This window comes from Sagittula sp. MA-2, assembly GCF_030126985.1.
Classification (GTDB): Bacteria; Pseudomonadota; Alphaproteobacteria; order Rhodobacterales; family Rhodobacteraceae; genus Sagittula.
The window spans coordinates 2,359,118-2,382,268 of sequence record NZ_CP126145.1; the positions used below are offsets into that span (position 1 = coordinate 2,359,118).

The window sequence follows — 23,151 nt, forward strand, 5'->3', positions numbered from 1 at the left end:
ACGCGCACCCTTTGACCGTGGGTGCGCGTTTTTCTTGTGGGGTCCCCGATGATCCTGGCACAAGCGGAACACGGCCCTTCAGTCTCCGACAGCCAATGTGACCCGCCACAAGTCAACCTGAACTCAACCATTTAAGCACCTGAAACACCGTGAAATTCAGAACGCGCTTTGCACCCAGCCCGACCGGCCCCCTTCACCTCGGCCACGCATTTTCCGCATTGCTCGCCCATGACAAGGCGCGGGCCGAAGACGGAACGTTTCTTCTGCGCATCGAGGACATCGACACCACCCGGTCGCGCCCCGAATGGGAAGACCGGATCTACGCCGATCTGACCTGGCTGGGGATCACGTGGGATGAACCACCCATGCGGCAGACCGACCGGCTGCCAACCTACATGACGGCGCTCAAGGCCCTGTGGGACAACGGGGTGCTCTACCCCTGCACGTGTACCCGCCGCGACATTGCCGAGGCCGCCAGCGCTCCGCAGGAAGGCGCGGAGCGGAAGATCGGACCGGACGGCCCCGTCTATCCCGGAACCTGCCGCCCCTCCGCGCCACCCACCGGCCCGATGCCCGTAGGCGTGGCGCTGCGACTCGACATGGCGCGGGCGCTGGCGGGGCGCCCGGTGTTCGGCTACCTCGAAACCGGCGTGAACCCCGGGCCGAAACATGTCTCTGCCGAACACATGATCACAAATGTGGGCGATATAGTACTGTCCCGAAAGGATTTTTCCGGATCGTATCACCTGTCTGTCGTGCTTGACGACGCTGCGCAGGACATCACCCACGTGGTCCGTGGCCAAGACCTTGCCGACGCGACACAGATCCACCTGCTGCTGCAGTCCCTGATGGACCTGCCGACGCCCGTCTACCATCACCACCGCCTGATCCGTGACGAGGCGGGCAAGCGGCTGGCCAAGCGCGACGATGCCCGTGCCATCGCCACCTACCGCGACGACGGAAAGACGCCGGAGGACATCCGCGCCCTCGTCGGGCTCTAGATCATCGGTGCCATCAGCTCCGTCTCCGCCTCGCCCGTGACGGAGGTGAAGAAGCACGAGCGGCGGTTCGTGTGGCAGGCGGGCCCCTCTTGCCGGACCACCGCAAGCAGGCAGTCCCGGTCGCAATCCACCCGCAGATCGACCAGCGCCTGCGTGTGTCCGGAAGTCTCGCCCTTCACCCAGAAGGCCTGGCGCGAGCGCGACCAATAGGTGACACGCCCGGTCTCCAGCGTGCGGGCGACGGCGTCGGCGTTCATCCACGCCATCATCAGCACCTCGCCGGTGTCCTCCTGCTGGGCGATGCAGGGGATCAGGCCGTTTGCGTCATAGACCAAGGTCGCAGGATCGAAGGACATGGATGAAAAACCTTTTGCTTGCCACGCTCGGCCCCCTATGTATTGGGAACCCAAGGCAAGCGAAAGCCAAAGGCATGACTGCGGAAACCGATCTGATCAAACTGTACTCCGGACGCATCCTCGAACTGGCGGCCGACATCCCTCATCTGGGACGTCTCGACGCGCCGGGGGCGACGGTGAAGAAGCGCTCTCCGCTCTGCGGATCGACTGTGACCGTCGATCTGACGATGGAGGACGGGCGCGTCGCGGATTTCGCGCAGGATGTGAAGGCCTGTGCGCTCGGTCAGGCCGCAGCCTCTGTCGTCGGCGGCGCCATCATCGGGCGCACCGCCGAAGAGATCGACACGGCGCGCGATGCCCTGCGCGAGATGCTGAAACAGGACGGCCCGACGCCGCCCGCGCCCTTCGACGGGCTCGAGGTGCTGCGCCCCGCCGCCGCCTACAAGAACCGCCATGCCTCGATCATGCTGACGCTCGACGCGGCTAGCGAGGCCGCCCATCAGGCCGAAGCCGCGCGCACCGCCTGACGGCCTGTCCGCGCGCCCCTGGCCGCCCATCGCCCCCCCGCTTTCGTGACAAAAAAAACCGCCGCACTCCGGGACGGGAGGCGGCGGTCAGGAGCGTGTCGGAACCGGTCAGGCAAATTCGGTTACAGGCAGGAAACCGAAGGGGACAGGCAGTGCGCGTCGGGACAGAGACGCGGCAAGCCGGGCCGGTACACGCGGGCAGAAACTCAGATCAGGGACGGAAGGTGAAGTGCGCCCAGAAGGATCACCGCAAGGCTGATCGCACCCAGGGTGTCCTGCCAAAGCGTTCCATCCTGACGGTTGAGCGCGGTCTTGACGATGTCGAGCATTGGGTCACTCCGTGTTCCGTTGTTGACCCTTTGTTCTCACATTCTTAACCATGAGTAAAGAACTAAATGAGAACAAAATGTGAATTAACGAGAACGCGGGCCGTAACTGCCGTCAGCCGACCTCGATCAGACGTATCGCTTCGTCCTGCCGCATCAGCCAGAGCAGCGACCGGGCCGCGCGTCCGCGCGGGCTTTCCAGCGTCGGATCGTCCGCCAGCAGGCGCCGCGCATCCGACTGCGCCACCTCCATCAGCGCCGCCTGCCGTTCGAGGTCCGCGACCCTGAACTTCGGCAGACCCGACTGCGCCGTGCCGATCAGGTCGCCCGCCCCGCGCATCTCCAAATCGACCTCCGCGATGCGGAAGCCGTCCTCGGTCTCGCGCAGGGTCGTCAGCCGCTTCATCCCGGTTTCCGACAGGGGCGGTTGGTACATCAGCAGGCAGGTGGAGGCCGCGGTGCCGCGCCCAACCCGGCCCCGCAACTGATGGAGCTGAGCAATCCCGAAGATCTCGGCCCGTTCGATCACCATGATCGAGGCGTTCGGCACGTTGACCCCGACCTCGATCACCGTCGTCGCCACCAGGACGCTGGTCTCGCCCGAAACGAAGCGCGCCATGGCCGCGTCCTTCTCGGCGGGGGGCATCTGCCCGTGCACCAGCCCGACAACGCCCTCACCCAAGGCCGCCCGCAGACGCTGGAACCGCGCCTCCGCTGCGATCAGGTCGGAGCTTTCGCTTTCCTCGACCAGCGGGCAGACCCAGTAGGCCTGCCGCCCTTCCGCCACCGCCTTGCGCAGATGATCGACCACCTCCAACATTTTCTCTGTCGACAAGAGCGCCGTCTTCACCGGCGTCCGGCCCGGCGGCTTCTCGTCCAGGATCGACACATCCATGTCGCCGTACTGCGACAAAGCCAGCGAGCGCGGAATCGGCGTCGCGGTCATCACCAGCACATCGGCGCCCACGCCTTTCTTGCCCAGCTCCAGCCGCTGACGCACGCCGAAGCGGTGCTGTTCGTCCACGATGGCCAGCCGCAGATCGGCAAAGACCACGTCCGGCTGGAACACCGCGTGCGTGCCCACGAGGATCTGGATGTCGCCGCGCGCCAGGGCCTCCAGCTTTGCGGTGCGTTCCGCGCCCTTGTCGCGCCCGGTCAGGATTTCCAGCACGACGCCCGCGCTCTCTGCCAGCGGCCGCAGGCTTTCGAGGTGCTGGCGGGCGAGGATCTCGGTCGGGGCCATCATCACGCCCTGCCCGCCCGCCTCGACCGCGTTGAGCAAGGCCATCAGCGCCACCAGCGTCTTGCCCGCGCCCACGTCGCCCTGCAGCAGCCTGTTCATGCGTTCGGGGCGCGCCATGTCGGACAGGATCTCGCCGATGGCCCGCCTCTGCGCGCTGGTCGGCTCGTAGGGCAAGGCGGCCAGCACCCGGGCCTGCAACCGTCCGTCGCCTTTCGTCTCGATCCCGCGCCGTTTGCGCCGCGCCGCGCGGGCCAGGGCCAGTGTCAGCTGATGCGCCATCAACTCGTCATAGGCGAGCCGCGCCCGCGCAGGCGCAGTCGGCGACAGATCCTCCGGCCCTTCCGGCGCATGGACCCGGGCCAGCGCCTCCGCCCAGCCGGGCCAGCCCTCTTTCGCCAGTTGCGCCGCGTCGATCCATTCCTCTAGGTCCGGCACGCGGGTCAAACCGTCGGCAATCGCCCGCACCATCAGCTTTTGCGTGACGTTGCCGGTCAGGTGATAGACCGGCTCGAAGGCAGGAAGGCTCTCTGCCTCGTCGACCGGCAGGACGTGGTCCGGGTGGACCATCTGCGGCACGCCATCGAACAGTTCGACCCGCCCCGAAACCAGCCTGCGCTGACCGGTCGGAAAGAGCTTCTGCTGGTACTCGGAATTGCCGCGGAAAAACACCAGCTGGAACCGGACCTTGGCATCGTCGACCTCGATCCGGTAGGCGCCGCCGCGGGTGCGGGGCGGCCAGTGTCGCCCGATCAGCACCTCCACCGTCAGGGTCGCCGGCAGGTCCGCCCCCTGCACGGTGTCGCGCACCCGGCGGTCCGTCACGCTGTAGGGCAAGGTGTACAGCAGGTCGCGCGGCGCCTCGATCCCGGCACCTGCCAGCGTCTGCGCCGTCTTCGGCCCGATCCCGTCGAGGCCCTTCAGGTCGGCGAACAGCGGCCAGAGCGGTTCCGGCCGCCCGCTCATCCGCCGATCAGCTCCAGCCATGCGTCTTCGTCCAGCACGGTCAGACCCAGCTCGCGCGCCTTCTTTTCCTTGGAGCCCGCGCCGGGCCCGACCACCACGATGTCGGTTTTCTTGGAAACGCTGCCCGAGACCTTGGCGCCCATCGCCTCCGCCCGCGCCTTCGCCTCCGCCCGGGTCATGCGTTCCAGCGTGCCGGTGAACACCACGGTCTTGCCCGCGACGGGCGAACCTTCGGTGTCGGGCCGCGCCGCTTCCTCGACCTCCAGATGCGCGACAAGCCGGTCCATCGACGCGCGCTCCGCCTCCTGGTTCATTGCCGAGACCAGCGATTGCGCCAGAACCGTGCCCACCCCGTCGATCGACAGGAGATCATCCCAGGCCTCGCCCTCCATCAGGGCGGCGTCCTTCATCGCGGCCTCGAAGGCCGCCCACGTTCCGTAATGCCGTGCCAGAAGGTTCGACGCGCTTTCGCCCACGTGCCGGATGCCCAGGCCAAAGATCAGCCGCCCAAGGGGGATGCGCCGCCGCTCGTCGATGGCGCTGAACAGGTTGAGCGCGGATTTCTCGCCCCAGCCCTCACGGTTCTTCAACTGCTGGATGCCCGAACCGTAGCGTTCACGCAGGGTGAAGATGTCTGCCGGTTCCTTGATCCACCCGTCGGCGTAGAACTGTTCGACCTGCTTGGCGCCCAGTCCCTCGATGTCAAAGGCCGACCGGCCGACGAAATGCTTCAGCTTCTCCACGGCCTGCGCCGGGCAGATCAACCCGCCGGAACACCGACGCACCGCATCGCCCTCCTCGCGGATCGCGTCAGAGCCACACTCCGGGCATTCCGTAGGGAAAACATAGGGTTGCGCATCGTCTGGCCGCTGCGACAGGTCGACGTCGGCCACCTTCGGGATGACATCGCCTGCGCGGTAGACCTGGACCCAGTCGCCGATGCGGATGTCCTTGCCGCCGCGAATCTCGTTGCCGGAACTGTCGCGCCCGGCGATGTAATCCTCGTTGTGCAGCGTTGCGTTCGACACCACCACACCGCCCACCGTGACGGGCGTCAGGCGGGCGACGGGCGACAGCGCGCCGGTGCGCCCGACCTGGATGTCGATGGATTCGAGCCGCGTCCACGCCAGTTCCGCCGGGAACTTGTGGGCAATGGCCCAGCGGGGCGTGGTGGACCGGAAGCCCAACCGTTCCTGCAGGGCCAGATCGTTCACCTTGTAGACCACGCCGTCGATGTCATAACCGAGCATTGCGCGCTGCGCCTCGACCTTGCGGTAGTGGTCCAGCATCTCCTCCGGCCCGTCACAGAGCGCGGTCAGCGGATTTGTCTGGAAACCCAGGGCATTGAGCCGATCGATGGCGCCCTTCTGCGTGTCCGCCAGCGGATCGGACAGGACACCCCAAGCATAGGCAAAGAACTTCAGGGGCCGTTCGGCGGTGATCTTGGCATCAAGCTGGCGCAAAGACCCCGCAGCGGCGTTGCGCGGGTTGGCAAATGTCTTGCCCCCGCGCGCGGCCTGCCGTTCGTTCAGCGCCTCGAAATCCGCGTGGCTCATGTAGACTTCGCCACGGACCTCCAGCACCTCAGGCGCGCCGGTCAGGTCGGTGGGGATGTCGTCGATGGTCCGGGCGTTGGCGGTGACGTTCTCCCCTTCGGAGCCGTCGCCCCGGGTCGCCGCGCGCACCAGCTTGCCCTTCTCGTAGCGCAAGGCCAGCGACAGACCGTCGATCTTCGGTTCCGCGGTGAAGGCCAGCGAGGCGTCCGCGCCCAACCCAAGATAACGCCGGATGCTGTCGTCGAAATCGCGGATATCCTCGTCGTCGAAGGCGTTGGCCAGCGACAGCATCCTGACCTCGTGACGGACCTTGGAAAACCCGTCCGCAGGAGCCGCGCCCACCTGCTCCGACGGGCTATCGGCCAGCTTGAGTTCGGGAAAGCGCGCCTCGATCTCCGCGTTGCGGCGTTTCAGCCGGTCGTATTCGGCGTCCGACAACTCAGGCGCATCCTCGGCATGATACGCGCGGTTCGCCTGTCCCAGAATGTCGGCAAGCGCGCGAAGCTCTTCGCGCGCCTGATCTTCGGCCAACTGACCGACCTCTGTATCGCTCATGCCCAGTTCCTCGGACGCCCTGTCGTCCATGGAGTGATAGGGCCGGTCAGACCCGAGGTCCAGCCGCTCAGCCGTTTGCGGCGATGGCCTTCGGTTCGTCCTGGGACGGATCGGGATCGCGCAGAACGTAGCCACGGCCCCAGAAGGTCTCGATATAGTTGTCGTCACCGGTGGCTTCCGACAGCTTCTTGCGCAGCTTGCAGATGAAGACGTCGATGATCTTCAGCTCGGGCTCGTCCATGCCGCCGTAGAGGTGGTTAAGGAACATCTCCTTCGTCAGGGTCGTGCCCTTCCGCAGAGAGAGAAGTTCGAGCATCTGGTATTCCTTGCCGGTCAGATGCACGGGTTTGCCTGCGACCTCCACCGTCTTGGCGTCGAGGTTGACCGACACCTTGCCCGTGCGGATCACCGACTGCGAATGCCCCTTGGAGCGGCGAATGATCGCATGGATGCGGGCCACCAATTCATCCCGGTGGAAGGGTTTCGTCATGTAGTCGTCGGCCCCGAAACCGAATCCCTTGATCTTCGACTGCGTGTCGTCCTCGCCGGTCAGGATCAGGATCGGCGTATCAATGCGGGCCACGCGCAACTGGCGCAGCACCTCGTGGCCGTTCATGTCCGGCAGGTTCAGATCGAGAAGGATCAGGTCGTAATCGTAGAGCTTTGCCAGATCGATGCCTTCCTCGCCCATGTCGGTGGAATAGACATTCAGGTTCGCGTGACTGAGCATCAACTCGATACTTTTCGAAGTGGTCGGGTCGTCTTCCACCAACAAAATGCGCATGTGCAGTCTCCAGGGTGTACTTGGGCTGCGGATAACCTGAGCCAAAAAGGTTAACGCCTTGTTACCATACCCGGGCCCAAGAACAATTCGTACTTTCCACTAACGATACTTTTGGACGCGTGTCGCCTTCAGCGCGTCCTCTCCGAACTGGGTGGCGGCCTTCACCCATTCAAGCAGTTCCTCGTCGCTCAGCGCATATCGGTCCTTCGCCTGGTCCTGTGTCAGAAGCCCGTACTGGACGGCTTTTACCACGGCAGCCTTGCGCGACGCCACCCAGCGGCGCGTCGATGCAGGCGGCAGGTCGGCACGTGTCATGGTCGAGCCATCGGGCAGCTTCACGGCGCGCGGGCCATCGATCTTCTTGAGATACATCCCGTTACCTCCGAACCAGGGTGCGGGGACTAAAGCCCCACAGGACTTAACGACGCCTGAAACCATCCCTTGAGAGTATTTCGATTTTTCCTATATTCCGGCCATTCACCGGAGATCGTCCAATGCCCAAAGACGCCCCCCTCAACAGCCTGGGGCTGCCCAAACCGCCGTCCGAGACGCGAGTCGTCGTTGCCATGTCCGGCGGCGTCGACAGTTCCGTCGTGGCCGCGAAGCTGAAGGAGGAAGGCTACGATGTGGTCGGTGTCACCCTTCAGCTTTATGACCATGGTGCGGCACTCGCCAAGAAGGGCGCCTGCTGCGCCGGGATCGACATTCACGACGCGCGCCGCGTGGCCGAGGACATGGGGTTCCCGCATTATGTCCTTGATTACGAAAACATCTTCCAAGAAGCGGTGATCGAGGAATTCGCCGACAGCTACCTCGGCGGCGCCACGCCCGTGCCCTGCATCCGCTGCAACGAACGGGTGAAGTTCAAGGACCTGCTGGAAACCGCCAAGGACCTCGAAGCCGACTGCATGGCCACCGGCCACTACATCCAGCGCAAGACCGGCGTGCGCGGGCCAGAGCTGCACTCCGCCGCCGACGCCAGCCGGGACCAGAGCTACTTCCTCTTCTCCACCACGCCGGAGCAGCTCGATTTCCTGCGATTCCCGCTGGGCCACCTGCCGTCGAAGGCCGCGACCCGCGAACTCGCCGCGAAGTACGGCCTTGCCGTTGCGGACAAGCCCGACAGCCAGGACATCTGCTTCGTTCCGGACGGCAACTACGCGAAAGTCATCGAGAAACTGCGCCCCGGCGCGGCGGAGCCCGGCCAGATCGTGCATGTCGACGGCCATGTTCTGGGCGACCACCGGGGGGTCATCCATTACACGATCGGCCAGCGGCGCGGCCTCGGCATCGGTGGCCTGAGCGAACCGCTCTACGTGGTCCGGCTGGACGTGGAGACGCGGCAGGTTGTCGTCGGCCCGAAAGAGCTGCTCGCCACCCGGACCATTCCCGTGCGCGAGATCAACTGGCTGGGCGACGCGCCCTTCACCTCGCAGGCGGAATGGCATCTCGACGTGAAGGTCCGCTCCACCCGCCCCCCGCGCGAGGCGGTCATCCGCCCGCTGTCGGACACCACTGCAGAGGTCGAGCTGGTCGTCGCGGAAGAAGGCGTAAGCCCCGGACAGGCCTGCGTTTTCTACGCGCCCGACGACAGCCGCATCTTCGGCGGCGGCTGGATCTGGCGCGGGTACTGAAGACGCCCGCAGATCAAAGAGGACCGGCCGTTCCCACACGTGGAACCGGCCGGTCCTTAACCACGATGCGCAGCCGCGACCGTCGCGGAACAGCACAGGGTATCCAGCCTCTTCCGCCGCTTTCAGCAGTACACTCCCGCCTTCGGTCCCCAATACAAAAGGCCTCGAAACGCAAAAAAGGCCAACTGCCACGGCAGCCGGCCTTTCGCATATTTTCAACGAATTCTCCGCATTCCGGCAACAGCGCCGCGCCGGATCAACCGGCCCGGATCACTACCGCCGAGAACACGTGCCCCGTGTCACTCCGCGGCGGCGCGGTTCACGTCGCCCATGGCGATGCCGGAGAAGTGACGGTCACCGGAGTAAGCCGCATCCAGCATCCCGCCCAGCGGCTTGGCGTCGTCGAGATGCTCCAGACGGTTGGCAAACGCCGCGCAGCAGCCATAGCCTGCGATGGCGTAATGGGTCATGCGCTGGTACTGCGTGATGATCATCGCATCGCGCACCGCACCGTCACCGAAATCGGCGTCGATCGCGTGGGCACGGGCCTCGGCCACCAAGCCCTGCATGCCCTTGCAGTGCTCGCCCTTGGGATCGGCACCATGCGCCTTGATCAGGCCGGCCAGTTGGGCGCGGCCGTCGGAAATGCCGCTCTTGCCATGCTCCAGCGCGGCGCGCAGCTCTTCGTTCTCCGCCTTGGCGGTCAGATCGTCCATCACCTTCTGGGCCTGTTCACAGGCGCTGTAGAGGTCCTGCAGCTGATCGACGTAGACGTCCTGCAATGTCTCGAGGGTCATGTCGTCCTCCTTCAAATTCGTTTCGATTGAAGGGAAAACGCGGGGCTCGACACATACGTTCCTCGGCCCCCTTCATCTTGGCGAAAATACCTCCGCCGGAGGCACATCACCGAGGAGAAGGCCGAAGGCCGCCGACGAGACGACCTGCGCGCGCGGCAGCGCGCCCAATCCGGTAAAAGGTCACGCCCGGCCCAGCACCAGCACGGCGTTCAGGCCGCCGAAGGCGAAGGCGTTCGACAGGACCACGTCCACCTCGGCCTCGCGCGCCTCGTTCGGCACCACGTCGAGCGCGCACTCCGGGTCCGGTTCCTCGTAGCCGATGGTCGGCGCGATCACACCGTCGTTCAGCGCCATGAGGCAGGCAAGCAGTTCCACCGCGCCGGTGCCGCCGATCAGGTGGCCGTGCATCGACTTGGTTGAAGAGATCATCAGGTCGTCCGCGTGGGTGCCGAAGACATCGGCGACCGCCGCGCATTCCGTCTTGTCGTTGGCCGCGGTGCCGGTGCCATGGGCATTGATGTAGCCCACCCGGGTGCGGTCGACCCGCGCATCGCGCAGCGCGCCGGAAATCGCCCGGGCCGCACCCTGCTTCGACGGCATCACGATATCCGCCGCGTCGGAGGTCATCGCGAAGCCCAGCACCTCGCCCAGGATTTCCGCACCGCGCGCCCGCGCGTGCTCATATTCCTCGAAGACGAAGACGCCCGCGCCCTCGCCCTGCACCATGCCCGAGCGGTTGGCGCTGAACGGGCGGCAGGCGTCCTTCGACATGACCCGCAGCCCTTCCCAGGCCTTCACCCCGCCGAAACACAGCATGGATTCCGAGCCGCCGGTGATCATCGCGTGGCACATGCCGGAACGGATCATCTGGAAGGCCTGCCCCATCGCGTGGTTCGACGACGCGCAGGCGGTCGAGACGGTGAAACTCGGACCGCGCAGGTTGAACTCCATCGACACGTGGCTGGCGGCGGCGTTGTTCATGAGTTTCGGCACGACGAAGGGATGAACCCGGTTCTTCCCCTCCTCGTAGACCGCGCGGTAGTTCTCGTCCTGGGTCAGCAGCCCGCCGCCAGAATTGCCCAGCACCACGCCGGAGCGGTCCGCCATCTCGCCGGAGAACTCCAGCCCCGACTGCCGCACCGCCTCGCGCGCGGCGAGCAGGGTGAACTGGGTGAACCGGTCGTAAAGCGAAAGCTGCTGCCGGTTGAAGACGGCCTCGGCCTCGAACCCCTTCACCTGCCCGCCGATGCGGATCGCCAGCCTCTCGACGTCGCGGAACTCCAGCGGGCCGATGCCGCACCGGCCCTCGCGCATGGCCTCGTAGGTCGCGGCCACGTCCTGACCCAGCGCGTTGACCGTCCCCGCCCCGGTAATGACGACCCGTTTCACGCCGTCTTCTCGGCCACCAGCCGCTCGATTCCGGCGACGATGCTGCCGACAGAAGAAATGTCGAAGTCCGACGCTTCCGGTTCATTGGCGTTGAACGGGATGGAGATGTCGAAGGTCTCCTCGATGGCGAAGATCGCTTCGACGAGCCCGAGGCTGTCGATTCCGATGCCTTCCGGCGTGCTGTCCAGCGTGATGTCCGAAGGCTCCAGCATCGCCTGTTCCGCGATGATCGCGATCACCTTGTCCTTGACGTCCATAGTCCTGGTCCCACTTCCTCAGGTTGGCGGAGACTTAGTCATTCCCCGTCAACTTTGAAACCGCTTTCTTGAGGTCCGCGACATCCCGGAACAGCCGCGGCAGGCGCCTCAGGCCCTTGTAGCTTTCGACGTGGCTGTCCATCTTCATCGCCGGGTAGCCAAGCATCACGCGGCCCTCCGGCACGTTCGACAGAACCATCGTCCCGCCGCCCAGGATCACCCGGTCGCCGATCTTCAGGTTGTCGGAAATTCCCGCGCAGCCGCCGACCACCACATTCGTGCCCAGCACCGTCGATCCCGCGATGGCAGCGCCCGCGCAGATCATGCTGTCGCGGCCCACGCGCACGTTGTGGCCGATCTGCACGAGGTTGTCGATCTTCACGCCCGATCCCACCTGCGTGTCGCGTACAGATCCCCGGTCGATGCAGGAGTTGCACCCGATCTCCACGTCGTCGCCCACCGTCACCGCGCCGAGCGAGGCGATCCGCGCCCAGGATTGCGCGCTGTCGGTGCCTTCGCCGCCAAGGCTGGCACGCGCCTTCTCGACCCCGGACGGCTCCGGCGTGACGAAGGAGAAGCCGTCGCCGCCGATCACCACGCCCGGGTGCGCGATCAGCCGGTCGCCCACGGTCACGCGGGCCATCAGCCGGACACCGGTGTGCAGCAGGGCGTCTTCGCCCACCGTCACATCCTCGCCGATATAACATTGCGGGCCGAGCGTGCTGCCCGCCCCGATCCGTGCGCGCGCACCGACCACGCAGAACGGCCCGACCGACGTGCCCTCGCCGATCTCGGCGGACGGATCGATCACCGCCGACGGGTGCAGCCCGGTGCCGTAGCCCTGCCCCGGGTCCATCATGCCGGCCAGCCCCGACAGCGCGAACCGCGGCCGAGGAGAGGTCAGCGCGGCCTTCAGCCCAAGGCCCTGCCAGTCCGCCCCGTCCCAGAGCACCGCGACCCGCGCACGCCCCTCGCCGATCAGCGCGGCATATTCGGGCCGCATGGCCAGCGCGATATCGTCCGGCCCGGCGGACTGCGGCTCTGCCACGCTGTCCACCTTCAGCGACACGTCGCCATGCGCCGTCATGCCGACCGCTGCTGCTATCTCCTGGATGGTATAGGCCATGCCCGCTCCTGCCGTTTCGCGGCCTGCGCCGCCGTCGCAGATGTAGAGGCTGGGCGCACCGGGGTTCAACCCTGCTTCGCCCCTGCCCGCCCGCCGCACCTGCGAATGCAAAAGGCGCGCCTGACCGGGCGCGCCTTCCATCGTCACTATAGAGTATGCGTCGCTCAGCTGTCCCAGTGGGTCATCAGCGACACGCCTTCGTTCTGCAGCGCACGCCACAGGATCTCGTCGCGGCCATAGACGTCGTCGCGGAAGTTCACGTTGCCCTTCGCCTGGGTGAAGGCCGTGCGATAGACCAGGTGCACCGGGATCGGCTCCGCCAGCGGCACCTTGGTGTTCTGACCCGACCGCAGGATCGACTGGAAGAAGTTCACCGGATCCTGCTCCTGCCGGGACAGCAGCACGTAGGCGAAGTCATGCGGATCGTTCAGACGGACGCAGCCGTGCGAGAAGGTCCGCACCTCGCGGGAGAACAGGCTCTGCGACGGGGTGTCGTGCAGGTAGATGTTGTACTTGTTCGGGAACATGAACTTCACCGTCCCCAGCGCGTTGCGCGGCCCCGGACGCTGGCGCATCGAATAGGGGAAGCTGCGGCTGGAATACTGCGCAAAGCTCTGGCCCCGGCTGACCACGCGGCCACGGCCGTCGATGATCTCCAGATGGCCCGCCGCGCCCGGGTTGGAGCGCAGCAGCGGCAGGTATTCGTTCACGATGATCGACCGCGGCACGTACCAGAACGGGTTGATGACCATGTGCTCCATCATGTCGGAGAATTCAGGCGTCCGATGGGTCGACTGGTTCTGCCCGATGACCGAACGCGTCTCGAACGTCACCTTGTCGTCGTCGATGATCTGGGCGTGGAAATCCACGAGGTTCACGAGGACGTGCCGTTTGCCGCGTCCTTCGGGGAAGTTCAGCCAGCGCTCACGCTCCATGGCGACCATGATCGACTTCAGCCGCTCTTCGGGCGCGGCGTTGATCGCCTTCATGGTCGATGCACCGGCCACGCCGTCGACCTCGAGCCCGTGATCCTCCTGCACCGCGCGCACGGCGGCGGTCATGTTCTCGTCGTAGCGGGTGGTCAGCGACGGCTTGAGATAGTTCATCGCGACAAGACGGTTGCGCAGGGCGACCACATCAGGCCCGCTCTGCCCCGGCTCGAGGCTCGACGCCTGCACGATGGGACCCCAGCCGCCGTGACGGATGCGCTGTTCAAGCATCAGCTTGGCGCGCATCAGGCGCGAGTATTCGGCGGTCGGCGGCACGAGGCTGCGGAACACGGCATCGGGACGCTCGGTCGTCAGGCGCGACAGCAGTTCTTCGGGTGCGCGGCGCGGGACCTCGCGCTTGATGTCGGACACCACGGCGCCCGGATCGTCCAGCACCCCGGTCTGCAGATCGTTGGCGAAGCTGATGAACAGCTTCGACAGTTCCACCTCCAGAAGGCCACGGTCGCGGCCGGACGTGGCGGCGGCCAGCTGCGCGCGCAGGGTGTGCTCATTATAAAGACGGGTCGGCAGGCCGTGCACGTCAGCCATGGCGAAGGCTTCCAGCAGCGCCACGCGACGGGCGCGATCCTCCTCGGAGGGGCCGGTCCAGATCGGCTCGAACCCGCGGGCACGGTAGAAGGCGGCGATGCTTTCATTCTGCCCGACGTGTTCTGCAACGGCCTGCTTGTAGGCCGTCACCTTGAAGGACAATTCCTCTGCCGTGCCGACCGCGGGCAAGGCGGCAGCCATCACACCGGCCAGCAAAAGGGCACGCAGCCCGACCTTCGCAACTTTCATTCCTTGACCCTCATATCTTCTGTCCGCCCTTGATTTAAACTTGTCTAACAATGTCATAACCCTGTAAACTCACAAACGTGGCAGACGGGCTCCGATGTGTTCCGGGCGCCCGATCCGCGCATTTGCGCCACACCTTCCCAGCACTGCGCGAGATTTTGCCACTTCCCTCTTGAAGGATAAAATTCGTCATAAATCGCACTTTCTCCACTATGCGATTCGTGCCATACAGGTTCCGACATCTGGGGATAGATGGCAGTGCACACCCAACGAGGTGTGCGTACACAGGTAACAGCGACCAGGGACAGGCGCTCATCATGGCAGATTCGACAACGGGCAGCTTCACGCGCCGGGGTATCCTCGGCGCCTTCGCAGCAACGACACTCGCAGCTGCGCCCACCTACTCCAACGCAGCAGGCTTCCTGCGCGGCGCGGGCGACATCAGACGCCTCCGCATGTACTCCGGCAGGACCGGGGAACGCATCGACATGATCTACTGGATTGAAGGCCAGTACCTCGCCGATGCAATCAAGGAAATCAACTACTTCATGCGCGACTGGCGCACGAACGACGTCAAGAACATCGACGCCCGCACCATCGACATCTGTACGGCGGCGCACCGGCTTCTCGACTGTTCCGAGCCCTACATGCTCATTTCCGGCTATCGTTCGCCGAAAACCAATGCGATGCTGCGGTCCAAGTCGTCCGGCGTCGCCAAGAACTCCCGCCACCTGCGCGGCGAGGCGGCTGACCTCCGGCTTTCCAGCCGGTCCGTCAACCAGATGGCCAAGGCCGCTATGGCCTGCCACGGCGGTGGCGTCGGTCGTTACTCCGGCTCCAACTTCGTACATATGGACTGCGGCCCCGTGCGCTCTTGGGGCGCCTGAGGCTTACCCCTTTATCTACTCCACCAAGAAGGCGCCCTTTGCGGCGCCTTTTTCGTTTCTGGCAGGGATCGCGGGGGATTGGCAGTCAGGTATACCCGACATTCGCGATCTCTGTCCTCGGTGAAGACCACAGCGACGAGGCCTTCATGCGGGGTAAACGACGCAGCTGCGCGTTCGGTTCCACAGAAAGTCACGAAATTTCAGGAAAATGCGCACCGTCCGCGCGGCCCCTTCTTTCGGGCGCTCGAAGCCATCGAACGAAGTCAATGAAGGGGGAAAGTGGCGCGGTTGACGGGGCTCGAACCCGCGACCCCCGGCGTGACAGGCCGGTACTCTAACCAACTGAGCTACAACCGCGCTTTGTGGGGGCAGATAGTCCGCAGCGCACCGGGTGGTCAAGCGGAAAATCCAACGGCACGGGCGGAAAATCCCCGGCGCTCCGCCCTGCCCTTCGCCGACCCGCGCAAACCGGCGATCTCTCTGGAAAAAGGCCCGGAAAAGCAAAAGCCCCCGCCGAAGCGAGGGCTGTTCTGACGCCATGTGATCGGACAGCGGTGGCGCGGTTGACGGGGCTCGAACCCGCGACCCCCGGCGTGACAGGCCGGTACTCTAACCAACTGAGCTACAACCGCTCGCTGCCCGCCCGAAGCTGTCTGCCTCGTGGCGTGAGAGGCCTTCTATGGGCTGCACCTACTGCCGTCAAGCGGTTTCCGACCAGCTTTTTCGCAAAAATTCCGGCGGCCCTTCAGGTGCCCATCTCCCGTCCAGCATCGCACAGTCACAGTGACGCAGAGGGGCAACGAAGGCCTCGAACGCGGCCATCCAATAAGGCGGACGCCGGCCGGCCATGCTACCACTGACCGCGTAGCCCTGCTTCGAATCGACCCTCACGTGACATCTTCAGATACCATTGGCCGCCGCCTGATCGTTACCGTCGCGCGCCCCGAACCCGTCGCGCAACGCAGGGTTGGGCCGCTTGCCGCGAACTCACCTGACGTAAAGTCGCCGAAAAACACCGTGTCATTTCAACACCTTTCCAAATCATGGCAGAGTAGGTCATCCTTGTCAGACAGTCGCCGATAGTTGCCTAGTAACCAATACCCAAGGGAAGTCGCCCCGTGGAGCATATCCTCAGACAGAATGTCGCCTTCTTTGACCCGCTCGGTCAGCGCTACGAAATCAGTACCGCGGAATACATCTCGCTGTTGCGGGGCTCCGGAACCCAGGTTTACCTGCTCTGCGCCTACGGGCTTCTGGTGGCGACGGATGCGCCCGGTATGCTCGGAAAGATCAGCCTGGCCGTGACGCTCGGGCTCTGGGCGCTGGTCGTGGTGCTCTTCCTGGTCACCCATGGCCTCGTGATCTTTGCGCTGGCCGCGCTCCAGCAGCGGACGAAGCGATTCACAACCCCCGGGTTCATCGCGGCGCTTACAGCGCTGACGCCCACCGTGCTCATCGGCGAATGGCTCACCGCCGTCGCCAGCCACGGTGCCGTGCCCTTCGCGATCTGGCCGAGGATCCTCTTCTATTTCGTGATCGCCGAGATGTTCATCCTCATCTACATGCGATACGTCCGCCCGGTCGTCAGCCAGCCGCAGCCCCCGGCGCAGGCCGAACCCGAACCAGAACCGGCCGCCGCCTCCACCGCCACCCCCGAGGACGAGTCGGACGAAGACAGCCGCCGCATCCTGATCGGCGCGGAACCCGTCCCCCTCGCCCGCCTCCGCCATATCCAGGCCCGCGAACACCACGTACATGTCGTGCTCGACCGCACCACCATCACGCAGCGTGCGCGCCTCTCGGACATCGTGGCCCAGACCGAGCCGGACGACGGCATCCAGCCGCACCGCTCGTGGTGGGTGGCGGCCCGCGTCGCGCGCGGGCTGTCGCGAGACGGGCAGAAACACGTTCTTAAGCTGGATGACGGAACCTCTGTCCCGGTGGCACGTTCCCGTCTGACAGAGGTGCGCGAGTGGCTCGATCGCCGGGCCTGAACCGCGCCCTCAGCGCCGTTTCCTGACGCAATCGTGAGTGCTGGACGCCGCCCCCCGGCCTTGGTAGGCCGGGGCCGAACATGCCGCCCAAGCGACGAGAAGGGAGCCACGACAGCATGACCGACACGCCCGAAACGCCGACGGACATGATCCGCTTCGGCTGGGAGGAATGGGTCTCGCTGCCCGATCTCGGCCTTCCGGCGCTGCGCGCCAAGGTCGACACCGGCGCCCGGACATCCGCCCTGCACGCCTTCGACATCGAAACCTTCGGGTCGGCCTCGGCCCCCAAGGTGCGCTTTACCGTGCACCCCGTCCCGGGACGCGAGGACCTGGTGATTCCCTGCTCCGCCCGGATCGTCGACCGGCGGCAGGTCACCTCGTCGAACGGCGAGTCGGAGATGCGCTATGTCATCGCGTCCACACTCCGGGTGGGCGACGAAAGCTGGCGGATCGAACTGACGCTGACCGACCGCTCCTCCATGGCGTCGCGCATGCTGCTGGGGCGCGAGGCGCTGAAGGATCACATCACCATCGTCGCCACCGACCGCTTCCAGCAGCCGAAGATGTCCTACGACGTCTACACCACTGCCCGCGTGCGCAGCGCCGCGCCCAACCGCGCCCTGCGCGTCGCGGTGCTGAGCCGGGAGGACAACTATTCCACCCGCCGGCTTGTCGAGGAAGGCGAGAAACGCGGCCACACCGTCGAGGTCATCGACACCACGCGCTGCTACATGGCGATCAACGCCATGGCGCCGGAGGTGCATTACGACGGCAAGCGCCTGCCGCGCTACGACGCGGTGATCCCGCGCATCGGCGCCTCCATCACCTCCTACGGCACCGCCGTCATCCGCCAGTTCGAGACGATCGGCACCTTCTGCCTGAACGGCTCGGACGGGATCGCCGCCTCGCGCGACAAGCTCTACGCCCACCAGCTCATGGCGCGGCACAAGATCGGCATGCCCAACACCGCCTTCGCCGCCTCGCCCAAGGACACGCAGTCGCTGATGCGGCTCGTGGGGACGGCGCCGCTGATCGTGAAGCTGCTCGAATCGACGCAGGGCAAGGGCGTGGTGCTGGCCGAAACCAAGAAGGCCGCGGAATCGGTCATCGACGCCTTCCGCGGGCTGAAGGCGAATTTCCTCGTTCAGGACTTCGTGAAGGAGGCCGCCGGAGAGGACATCCGCTGTCTCGTGGTCGGCGGCAAGGTCGTGGCCTCGATGAAACGCACCGGGGCGGAGGGCGATTTCCGCTCCAACCTGCACCGGGGCGGCCAGGCCTCGGTCGTGCGCATCACGAAGGAGGAGCGCGACACCGCCCTGCGTGCCGCCCGCTCGTTCCGCCTGAACCTCGCCGGCGTGGACCTGCTGCGGTCCGAGACAGGCCCCAAGGTGCTGGAGGTGAACTCCAGCCCCGGCCTCGAAGGGATCGAGACGGCGACCCGCAAGAACGTGGCCGAAAAGGTCTATGACCATATCGAGGCGAAGGTCCGCCCTGCCCCCGTCCGCCGCCGCATCGAGCCGGAGGACTGAGGCGGGCACCGCCTGCGGTTATCCGGCCTCCCCGAAGAACCGCAGGACCAGCCGGATCAGCCAGACCCAGAACAGAAGTCCGGCGATGGCGAACGGCGCGATCCACCAGCCGGAGAACTGCCGGCGACTGGGGAGGCAGGCCCGCACAACACGGATTTTCTGGGCGATGGTCCCCGACATTCCAACTCCTTGCCGCATGCCGAAACGGGGCACGCGTTCCTCATGAATCGTTAACATGGCAAAAGTTGACATGGCGTTTACGAATGGGTTCCGCATTGCCAAGTGCCGCGGTGCGACCCTTTACCCTGACCGCCTTAATCCCTATATGTTCGGTCAGGTTTGAAAGAGGATCCCCATGAGCGAGCAGAACCCCCCGCTTGAAGGCGCGCCGCTGGTCGCCCCCTCCAGCACCGACCACCCGCTCTACGACACCGTGGTGGAGGCCTGCCGCACGGTCTATGACCCGGAAATCCCGGTGAACATCTACGATCTGGGCCTTGTCTACACCGTCGACATCAATCCGGAGAACGAGGTCAAGATCATCATGACCCTCACCGCGCCGGGTTGCCCCGTGGCGGGCGAGATGCCCGGCTGGGTGGCCGAGGCGGTCGAACCCCTGCCCGGCGTGAAACACGTCGACGTCGACCTGACGTGGGAGCCGCCCTGGGGCATGGACATGATGTCGGACGAAGCGCGGCTGGAACTGGGCTTCATGTAAATCGCCGGGCGCGCGCTGCGCCCTGCCCCGTCGCTATTGCCGAACGCCGCCCGGAACGCCTTTCGTCCGGGCGGCGTTGTCTTGCCGATGCGACAGTATTTCGACCTCGGCCTCATGGCCCTCGCCGCGCTCTAGCTTCTCCTGCACGGGGGTCTCGCGCATGCCCAATCGCCATCGCCATGGTTCGAGGTCAAGTCCCTGAACGACGGTCTCGGACCCGCGCCGGACTGGATCGACCGCTCCACCCCCCGCGCGACGATGGAGCTGCTGATGCGCGCCGGGCAACGCAGCGACACCCCCGCCGACGCGCCCGGCCAGCTTGGCCATCTCCTCAACCTCAACGACCTCGAACCGGAGGTGCAGCGCTCGGCAGGCGACCGGCTGGCGCGCGACCTCGGCACGGTGATTGCCCGCCGCGTGATCGTCGACTGGAGCCAGATCATCGACCGCCCCGACGGGCTCGACGCGCTCGAGACGTCGAACGCCGCCACCGCCGGGATGCCGCGCCGCTCGCTCCTGCTGTGGGAAATCGACCTTGACGGCGTGCCCTCCGCCATCCGGCTGGAACGGGTGAAGCCCGAGGGCGCGGACCCGGTCTGGGTGATCTCCGCCCGCACCGTGCGCAACATTGCCCCGCTCTATGCCGCCTACGGCCCCACGGGGTTCGAGAAATGGCTGCCCGACGCGCTGCGCGAACCGGCCTTCTGGCGCCTGATGTGGTGGGAGGTGCTTGGTGTGCCGCTGCTCATCTTCCTCGCCGGGCTGTCGGGCTGGGCCATGTCGCGGGCGCTGCGCCGCATCGGACGGCTGGCCAGCCACCGCGTGACCTCCGCCATCTTCCGCTCCGCCCGCATCCCGCTGCTGATCGCCACCGTGGCGCTTGTGCTGTCGGTGGGCATGCAGACCATCTTCGTCTTCTCCGGACGGCTGAACAGCGTGCTCTCGCCGCTTGTCGCCGCCGGTTTCGTCACCGCCGCGCTCATGCTGATCGTCAACGTGATCGAGGTCATCCTCGACGAGATCACCGGCTTCGAGCAGATGGACCTCACACGCCAGCAGTTCGACGAGACCCGCACCCGCGCCACGCGCATCGCCGCCGTGCGCCGCCTGCTGGTCATCGTCGTGTTCCTCTTCGGCTTCGGCATCGTGCTGTCCTCGGCCAACCTGTTCCGCACCTACGGCTTTTCGCTGTTGGCCTCCGCCGGGGTGCTGACGCTGATCCTTGGCTTTGCCGCCCGCACGATCCTCGCCAACATCCTGTCGTCGCTGCAGATCGCCCTGAACCAGTCCGCCCGGATAGGCGACCGCGTGGTCTACAAGGGCGCGCTCTGCCACGTCGAACGGATCAACTTCACCTACGTGCAGCTGCACAGCTGGGACGGCACGCGGCTGGTGGTGCCGGTCAACGAGTTCACCTCCACCACTTTCGAGAACTGGACGCTGAAGGAACCGGAGATGCTGCGCGTCCTGAAGTTCAAGCTGGCGCCCTCCGTCGACATCGACCGCCTGCGCACATGCCTGGGCGAGGTGCTGGACGAACTCGACCCCGAAGAGCTCGACGACCGCGACAAGGCCTCCGTCAGCGTCACCGGGCAGGACGCCTTCGGCATCGACGTCTGGTTCATGGTGCCCTGCCGCGATCCGAACACCTCGTGGGACGTGGCCTGCACCGCCCGCGAGCGCCTTGTCGCCCGCCTCGCCCGGATCGAGGAAGAGGGCACCACCGTCTTCCCCGAAGTCCCCTCGGCCGACGCGGCCTGAGCCGTGCGGCGCGTTGTGGCCTGAAAGGGTGGCGCATCGTCCGGTCTGAGCGCGTGCGCACAGGGCCCCGGCGCGCGCGACCTTGAGATTTGGGCGCCGACACATTAGGTTAGCCCTACGCGAAAAGGACCCCTGCAAAGGAACCCCGATGTTCGGCATACCCGGCAAATCCCCCGTGACCATCACGCCCAAGGCGGTCAGCCAGATCCGCAGGCTGATGGAGCGCGACAACCGCTTCGGCCTGAAGATCGGCGTCAAGAAGGGCGGCTGCGCGGGCATGGAATACACCATGGACTACGTCGACGCCGCGGAAGGCGCCGACGAGATCGTGGAACAGGACGGCGCCCGCGTGCTGATCGCACCCATGGCGCAGATGTTCCTCTTCGGCACCGAGATCGACTACGAGACCTCGCTTCTGGAAAGCGGCTTCAAGTTCCGCAATCCCAATGTTGTCGACGCCTGCGGCTGCGGCGAGTCGATCAAGTTCAAGGACGTCGAGGAGATGGCCGCAGACCGCGGACCGCAGGGCTGATGGCCCTCTCGGAGGAGGATCGCGCCTACGCCCGCGACCTCTTCTCCGGCCTCGGAGACGTCACCACCCGCCGCATGTTCGGCGGCATGGGCATCTATTCGAACGGCACGATCTTTGCCCTGATGATGTCCGACGGCACCCTCATGATCAAAGGCGCCGGGCCCTTCGTCGACCGGCTCGAAGAGATGGGCTGCGAGCGCTGGCGTTACACCCGCAAGAACGGCAAGGGCGCGGCCATGCCCTACTGGACCCTCCCCGGCGCGGCCCTCGACGACCCCGAGGAGGCGGTCGCCCTGGCCCGCGAGGCCCTGCAACACCTCTGAACTGACATTCGCCCCGGCTGCTCCGCGCCGACCCGCGCGGGCGGTGCCCGCGACCGGGTTCGGTTCTGGCGCCTGTGACGCAGGTCCTGAGCGGGCCTTCGCCCGACGGGGGCGCTGCCCCCGTACCCCCGAGGTATTTGGGCCAAGATGAAGAGGGGCGGCTTTTTTCTGGGCGCGCGCGCCTGAGCGGGGCGGTTCAGGTCTTTTGCAGGTGCAGGTAGGTTTCGGTGAACCGCCGCGAGAGGTGGTCGCCTGCAAGGATGGTCCGGTCCGAGCCCATGGGCGCCACGTTGGTGTCGTGGTTCGGGTTGAAGAACAGCGGCACGGAAATGCGTTCCTCGGCCGACCCCTTCACCCGGTGCAGCGTCGCCTTTACCCGTCCCTCGGTCCACATCTCCAGCATTTCGCCGAAGTTGATGACGAAGGTGCCCGGCTCCGCCTGCACGGGGTGCCAGGCGTCATCGCGGCCCAGAACCTCCAGCCCCGGGACACCGTCCGTTCCCAGCAGCGTCAGGCAGCCGTAATCGGTGTGGGCCGCGATGCCGAAGTCCTTCTCGCCCGCCCAGTCCGGACGCGGCGGATAGTAGTTGCCCCGCAAGAGCGCCATCGGGCGGTCGAACCTGGTGTCGAAGTAGTGGCGATCCGCGCCGATCGCCTCGGCGATGCCGCGCAGCAGGTCCAGCGCCACCGCCATGGCGTCGCGGTAATAGGCGCCGATCACCTCGCGGAAGCCTTCGGGGCTGTCCGGCCAGAGGTTCTCGGCATAGACCGGCAGGCCCGTTTCCGGCGCGGCGAAGCCCACGTCGAAGACCTGCTTGTAATCCGGGTTGGCGGCGGGATCGACCTGTTCCGACCGCGGCGCGCCCCAGCCGCGGTTCGCCCCCGTCGCCGCCATGTCCACCCTGCGCTTCTCGGCCTCCGGCAGGTCGAAGAAGGCGCGGTATGCGGCCAGCACGAAGCGCATCCGGGCGGGCGTGATCGCCGTGTGTGCCACCTTGAGGAAGCCGATCTCCTCCGCCCCGCGGCGCAGGACGGAGAGCGTTTCGGGATCGCGCGCGGCGATCTTGCGGGCATCGAGAACAGGGATCATCCGTGCCTCCGTCAGGGTC

Annotated in this window: 23 protein-coding genes and 2 tRNA genes; 10 read left to right on the plus strand and 15 right to left on the minus strand. The window is 65.9% G+C overall.

The window, feature by feature from the left end; all coding sequences use genetic code 11:
* Positions 1 to 149: 149 nt before the first annotated feature.
* Positions 150 to 1,001 (plus strand): tRNA glutamyl-Q(34) synthetase GluQRS, encoded by an 852-nt coding sequence (gene gluQRS, locus QNI11_RS11450; RefSeq protein WP_283980226.1) that lies wholly within the window; start codon positions 150 to 152, stop codon positions 999 to 1,001.
* On the opposite strand, the gene hisI is transcribed toward gluQRS, so the two are convergent.
* Positions 998 to 1,357, minus strand: coding sequence for a phosphoribosyl-AMP cyclohydrolase (gene hisI, locus QNI11_RS11455; protein ID WP_100930358.1), 360 nt, complete (start codon positions 1,355 to 1,357; stop codon positions 998 to 1,000). The genes gluQRS and hisI overlap by 4 nt on opposite strands.
* A gap of 74 nt (positions 1,358 to 1,431) precedes the next feature.
* Between hisI and QNI11_RS11460 the strand changes: the two genes are divergently transcribed.
* Positions 1,432 to 1,884, plus strand: coding sequence for an iron-sulfur cluster assembly scaffold protein (locus tag QNI11_RS11460; protein WP_100930357.1), 453 nt, complete (start codon positions 1,432 to 1,434; stop codon positions 1,882 to 1,884).
* Between the two features lie 206 nt (positions 1,885 to 2,090).
* On the opposite strand, the gene QNI11_RS11465 is transcribed toward QNI11_RS11460, so the two are convergent.
* The 5 genes from QNI11_RS11465 to QNI11_RS11485 form a co-directional block, all read right to left on the minus strand.
* Positions 2,091 to 2,213 (minus strand): hypothetical protein, encoded by a 123-nt coding sequence (locus QNI11_RS11465; RefSeq protein ID WP_256388380.1) that lies wholly within the window; start codon positions 2,211 to 2,213, stop codon positions 2,091 to 2,093.
* A gap of 112 nt (positions 2,214 to 2,325) precedes the next feature.
* Positions 2,326 to 4,416: an ATP-dependent DNA helicase RecG gene (recG, locus tag QNI11_RS11470; RefSeq protein WP_283983501.1), complete on the minus strand. Its 2,091-nt coding sequence runs from the start codon at positions 4,414 to 4,416 to the stop codon at positions 2,326 to 2,328.
* Positions 4,413 to 6,527 carry an NAD-dependent DNA ligase LigA gene (gene ligA / locus QNI11_RS11475; protein WP_283980227.1) on the minus strand — a complete coding sequence of 705 codons (2,115 nt, stop codon included), beginning with the start codon at positions 6,525 to 6,527 and terminating at the stop codon, positions 4,413 to 4,415. The genes recG and ligA overlap by 4 nt, the downstream gene beginning before the upstream one ends.
* Positions 6,528 to 6,594: 67 nt before the next feature.
* Complete coding sequence (gene ctrA, locus QNI11_RS11480) at positions 6,595 to 7,311, minus strand: response regulator transcription factor CtrA (protein WP_283980228.1); 717 nt, start codon at positions 7,309 to 7,311, stop codon at positions 6,595 to 6,597.
* Positions 7,312 to 7,410: 99 nt separating this feature from the next.
* Complete coding sequence (locus tag QNI11_RS11485; protein WP_283980229.1) at positions 7,411 to 7,683, minus strand: DUF1153 domain-containing protein; 273 nt, start codon at positions 7,681 to 7,683, stop codon at positions 7,411 to 7,413.
* 122 nt (positions 7,684 to 7,805) lie between these two features.
* Between QNI11_RS11485 and mnmA the strand changes: the two genes are divergently transcribed.
* Entirely contained in the window at positions 7,806 to 8,945 is a 1,140-nt protein-coding gene (gene mnmA, locus QNI11_RS11490) for a tRNA 2-thiouridine(34) synthase MnmA (RefSeq protein ID WP_100930353.1), read from the plus strand.
* A 299-nt stretch (positions 8,946 to 9,244) separates the two neighbouring features.
* On the opposite strand, the gene QNI11_RS11495 is transcribed toward mnmA, so the two are convergent.
* From QNI11_RS11495 to QNI11_RS11515, 5 genes are all read right to left on the minus strand, one after another.
* Positions 9,245 to 9,742: a ferritin-like domain-containing protein gene (locus tag QNI11_RS11495; protein WP_283980230.1), complete on the minus strand. Its 498-nt coding sequence runs from the start codon at positions 9,740 to 9,742 to the stop codon at positions 9,245 to 9,247.
* 180 nt (positions 9,743 to 9,922) lie between these two features.
* The gene (locus QNI11_RS11500; protein ID WP_100930351.1) at positions 9,923 to 11,131 is read right to left on the minus strand and encodes a beta-ketoacyl synthase; all 1,209 of its coding nucleotides are present in this window, start codon (positions 11,129 to 11,131) and stop codon (positions 9,923 to 9,925) included.
* Positions 11,128 to 11,388: an acyl carrier protein gene (locus QNI11_RS11505; protein ID WP_100930350.1), complete on the minus strand. Its 261-nt coding sequence runs from the start codon at positions 11,386 to 11,388 to the stop codon at positions 11,128 to 11,130. The genes QNI11_RS11500 and QNI11_RS11505 overlap by 4 nt, the downstream gene beginning before the upstream one ends.
* Before the next feature lie 34 nt (positions 11,389 to 11,422).
* A complete protein-coding gene (locus QNI11_RS11510) occupies positions 11,423 to 12,514 on the minus strand; it encodes a UDP-3-O-(3-hydroxymyristoyl)glucosamine N-acyltransferase (RefSeq protein WP_283980231.1) in 1,092 nt (363 codons plus the stop codon).
* A gap of 164 nt (positions 12,515 to 12,678) precedes the next feature.
* A complete protein-coding gene (locus QNI11_RS11515; RefSeq protein WP_283980232.1) occupies positions 12,679 to 14,301 on the minus strand; it encodes a murein L,D-transpeptidase in 1,623 nt (540 codons plus the stop codon).
* Between the two features lie 314 nt (positions 14,302 to 14,615).
* Here QNI11_RS11515 and QNI11_RS11520 point away from each other — a divergent pair, with 314 nt between their 5' ends.
* Positions 14,616 to 15,185 carry a DUF882 domain-containing protein gene (locus tag QNI11_RS11520; RefSeq protein WP_198521765.1) on the plus strand — a complete coding sequence of 190 codons (570 nt, stop codon included), beginning with the start codon at positions 14,616 to 14,618 and terminating at the stop codon, positions 15,183 to 15,185.
* Between the two features lie 280 nt (positions 15,186 to 15,465).
* Here QNI11_RS11520 and QNI11_RS11525 read toward each other — a convergent pair.
* Positions 15,466 to 15,542, minus strand: a tRNA-Asp gene (locus QNI11_RS11525).
* A gap of 198 nt (positions 15,543 to 15,740) precedes the next feature.
* A tRNA-Asp gene (locus tag QNI11_RS11530) sits at positions 15,741 to 15,817 on the minus strand.
* Between the two features lie 486 nt (positions 15,818 to 16,303).
* On the opposite strand from QNI11_RS11530, the gene QNI11_RS11535 reads away from it, so the two are divergent.
* Both QNI11_RS11535 and rimK read left to right on the plus strand, forming a co-directional pair.
* Positions 16,304 to 17,179 (plus strand): LytTR family DNA-binding domain-containing protein, encoded by an 876-nt coding sequence (locus QNI11_RS11535; protein WP_283980233.1) that lies wholly within the window; start codon positions 16,304 to 16,306, stop codon positions 17,177 to 17,179.
* 116 nt (positions 17,180 to 17,295) lie between these two features.
* Positions 17,296 to 18,708, plus strand: a complete 1,413-nt coding sequence (gene rimK / locus QNI11_RS11540; protein WP_100930345.1) for a 30S ribosomal protein S6--L-glutamate ligase — start codon at positions 17,296 to 17,298, stop codon at positions 18,706 to 18,708.
* Positions 18,709 to 18,726: 18 nt separating this feature from the next.
* On the opposite strand, the gene QNI11_RS11545 is transcribed toward rimK, so the two are convergent.
* Complete coding sequence (locus tag QNI11_RS11545; protein WP_283980234.1) at positions 18,727 to 18,888, minus strand: hypothetical protein; 162 nt, start codon at positions 18,886 to 18,888, stop codon at positions 18,727 to 18,729.
* Positions 18,889 to 19,063: 175 nt separating this feature from the next.
* On the opposite strand from QNI11_RS11545, the gene QNI11_RS11550 reads away from it, so the two are divergent.
* From QNI11_RS11550 to QNI11_RS11565, 4 genes are all read left to right on the plus strand, one after another.
* On the plus strand, positions 19,064 to 19,426 hold the full coding sequence (locus tag QNI11_RS11550; RefSeq protein WP_100930344.1) for an SUF system Fe-S cluster assembly protein: 363 nt from the start codon (positions 19,064 to 19,066) through the stop codon (positions 19,424 to 19,426).
* A 270-nt stretch (positions 19,427 to 19,696) separates the two neighbouring features.
* Positions 19,697 to 21,187 carry a mechanosensitive ion channel family protein gene (locus tag QNI11_RS11555; RefSeq protein ID WP_283980235.1) on the plus strand — a complete coding sequence of 497 codons (1,491 nt, stop codon included), beginning with the start codon at positions 19,697 to 19,699 and terminating at the stop codon, positions 21,185 to 21,187.
* A 148-nt stretch (positions 21,188 to 21,335) separates the two neighbouring features.
* Positions 21,336 to 21,719, plus strand: coding sequence for an iron-sulfur cluster assembly accessory protein (locus QNI11_RS11560; protein WP_100930342.1), 384 nt, complete (start codon positions 21,336 to 21,338; stop codon positions 21,717 to 21,719).
* Positions 21,719 to 22,042: a TfoX/Sxy family protein gene (locus QNI11_RS11565; RefSeq protein WP_100930341.1), complete on the plus strand. Its 324-nt coding sequence runs from the start codon at positions 21,719 to 21,721 to the stop codon at positions 22,040 to 22,042. The genes QNI11_RS11560 and QNI11_RS11565 overlap by 1 nt, the downstream gene beginning before the upstream one ends.
* Positions 22,043 to 22,238: 196 nt before the next feature.
* Here the strand turns inward: QNI11_RS11565 and QNI11_RS11570 are convergent, their stop codons facing one another.
* Complete coding sequence (locus tag QNI11_RS11570) at positions 22,239 to 23,132, minus strand: isopenicillin N synthase family oxygenase (protein WP_283980236.1); 894 nt, start codon at positions 23,130 to 23,132, stop codon at positions 22,239 to 22,241.
* Positions 23,133 to 23,151: the final 19 nt, after the last annotated feature.

Excerpts from the sequence above, each read along its gene's own strand:
- hisI (WP_100930358.1), bottom strand. The coding sequence starts at position 1,357 with ATGTCCTTCGATCCTGCGACCTTGGTCTATGACGCAAACGGCCTGATC.
- QNI11_RS11460 (WP_100930357.1), top strand. The coding sequence starts at position 1,432 with ATGACTGCGGAAACCGATCTGATCAAACTGTACTCCGGACGCATCCTC.
- QNI11_RS11465 (WP_256388380.1), bottom strand. The coding sequence starts at position 2,213 with ATGCTCGACATCGTCAAGACCGCGCTCAACCGTCAGGATGGAACGCTT.
- recG (WP_283983501.1), bottom strand. The coding sequence starts at position 4,416 with ATGAGCGGGCGGCCGGAACCGCTCTGGCCGCTGTTCGCCGACCTGAAG.
- ligA (WP_283980227.1), bottom strand. The coding sequence starts at position 6,527 with ATGAGCGATACAGAGGTCGGTCAGTTGGCCGAAGATCAGGCGCGCGAA.
- ctrA (WP_283980228.1), bottom strand. The coding sequence starts at position 7,311 with ATGCGCATTTTGTTGGTGGAAGACGACCCGACCACTTCGAAAAGTATC.
- QNI11_RS11485 (WP_283980229.1), bottom strand. The coding sequence starts at position 7,683 with ATGTATCTCAAGAAGATCGATGGCCCGCGCGCCGTGAAGCTGCCCGAT.
- mnmA (WP_100930353.1), top strand. The coding sequence starts at position 7,806 with ATGCCCAAAGACGCCCCCCTCAACAGCCTGGGGCTGCCCAAACCGCCG.
- QNI11_RS11495 (WP_283980230.1), bottom strand. The coding sequence starts at position 9,742 with ATGACCCTCGAGACATTGCAGGACGTCTACGTCGATCAGCTGCAGGAC.
- QNI11_RS11505 (WP_100930350.1), bottom strand. The coding sequence starts at position 11,388 with ATGGACGTCAAGGACAAGGTGATCGCGATCATCGCGGAACAGGCGATG.
- QNI11_RS11510 (WP_283980231.1), bottom strand. The coding sequence starts at position 12,514 with ATGGCCTATACCATCCAGGAGATAGCAGCAGCGGTCGGCATGACGGCG.
- QNI11_RS11515 (WP_283980232.1), bottom strand. The coding sequence starts at position 14,301 with ATGAAAGTTGCGAAGGTCGGGCTGCGTGCCCTTTTGCTGGCCGGTGTG.
- QNI11_RS11520 (WP_198521765.1), top strand. The coding sequence starts at position 14,616 with ATGGCAGATTCGACAACGGGCAGCTTCACGCGCCGGGGTATCCTCGGC.
- rimK (WP_100930345.1), top strand. The coding sequence starts at position 17,296 with ATGACCGACACGCCCGAAACGCCGACGGACATGATCCGCTTCGGCTGG.
- QNI11_RS11545 (WP_283980234.1), bottom strand. The coding sequence starts at position 18,888 with ATGTCGGGGACCATCGCCCAGAAAATCCGTGTTGTGCGGGCCTGCCTC.
- QNI11_RS11550 (WP_100930344.1), top strand. The coding sequence starts at position 19,064 with ATGAGCGAGCAGAACCCCCCGCTTGAAGGCGCGCCGCTGGTCGCCCCC.
- QNI11_RS11555 (WP_283980235.1), top strand. The coding sequence starts at position 19,697 with ATGCGCGCCGGGCAACGCAGCGACACCCCCGCCGACGCGCCCGGCCAG.
- QNI11_RS11560 (WP_100930342.1), top strand. The coding sequence starts at position 21,336 with ATGTTCGGCATACCCGGCAAATCCCCCGTGACCATCACGCCCAAGGCG.
- QNI11_RS11565 (WP_100930341.1), top strand. The coding sequence starts at position 21,719 with ATGGCCCTCTCGGAGGAGGATCGCGCCTACGCCCGCGACCTCTTCTCC.
- QNI11_RS11570 (WP_283980236.1), bottom strand. The coding sequence starts at position 23,132 with ATGATCCCTGTTCTCGATGCCCGCAAGATCGCCGCGCGCGATCCCGAA.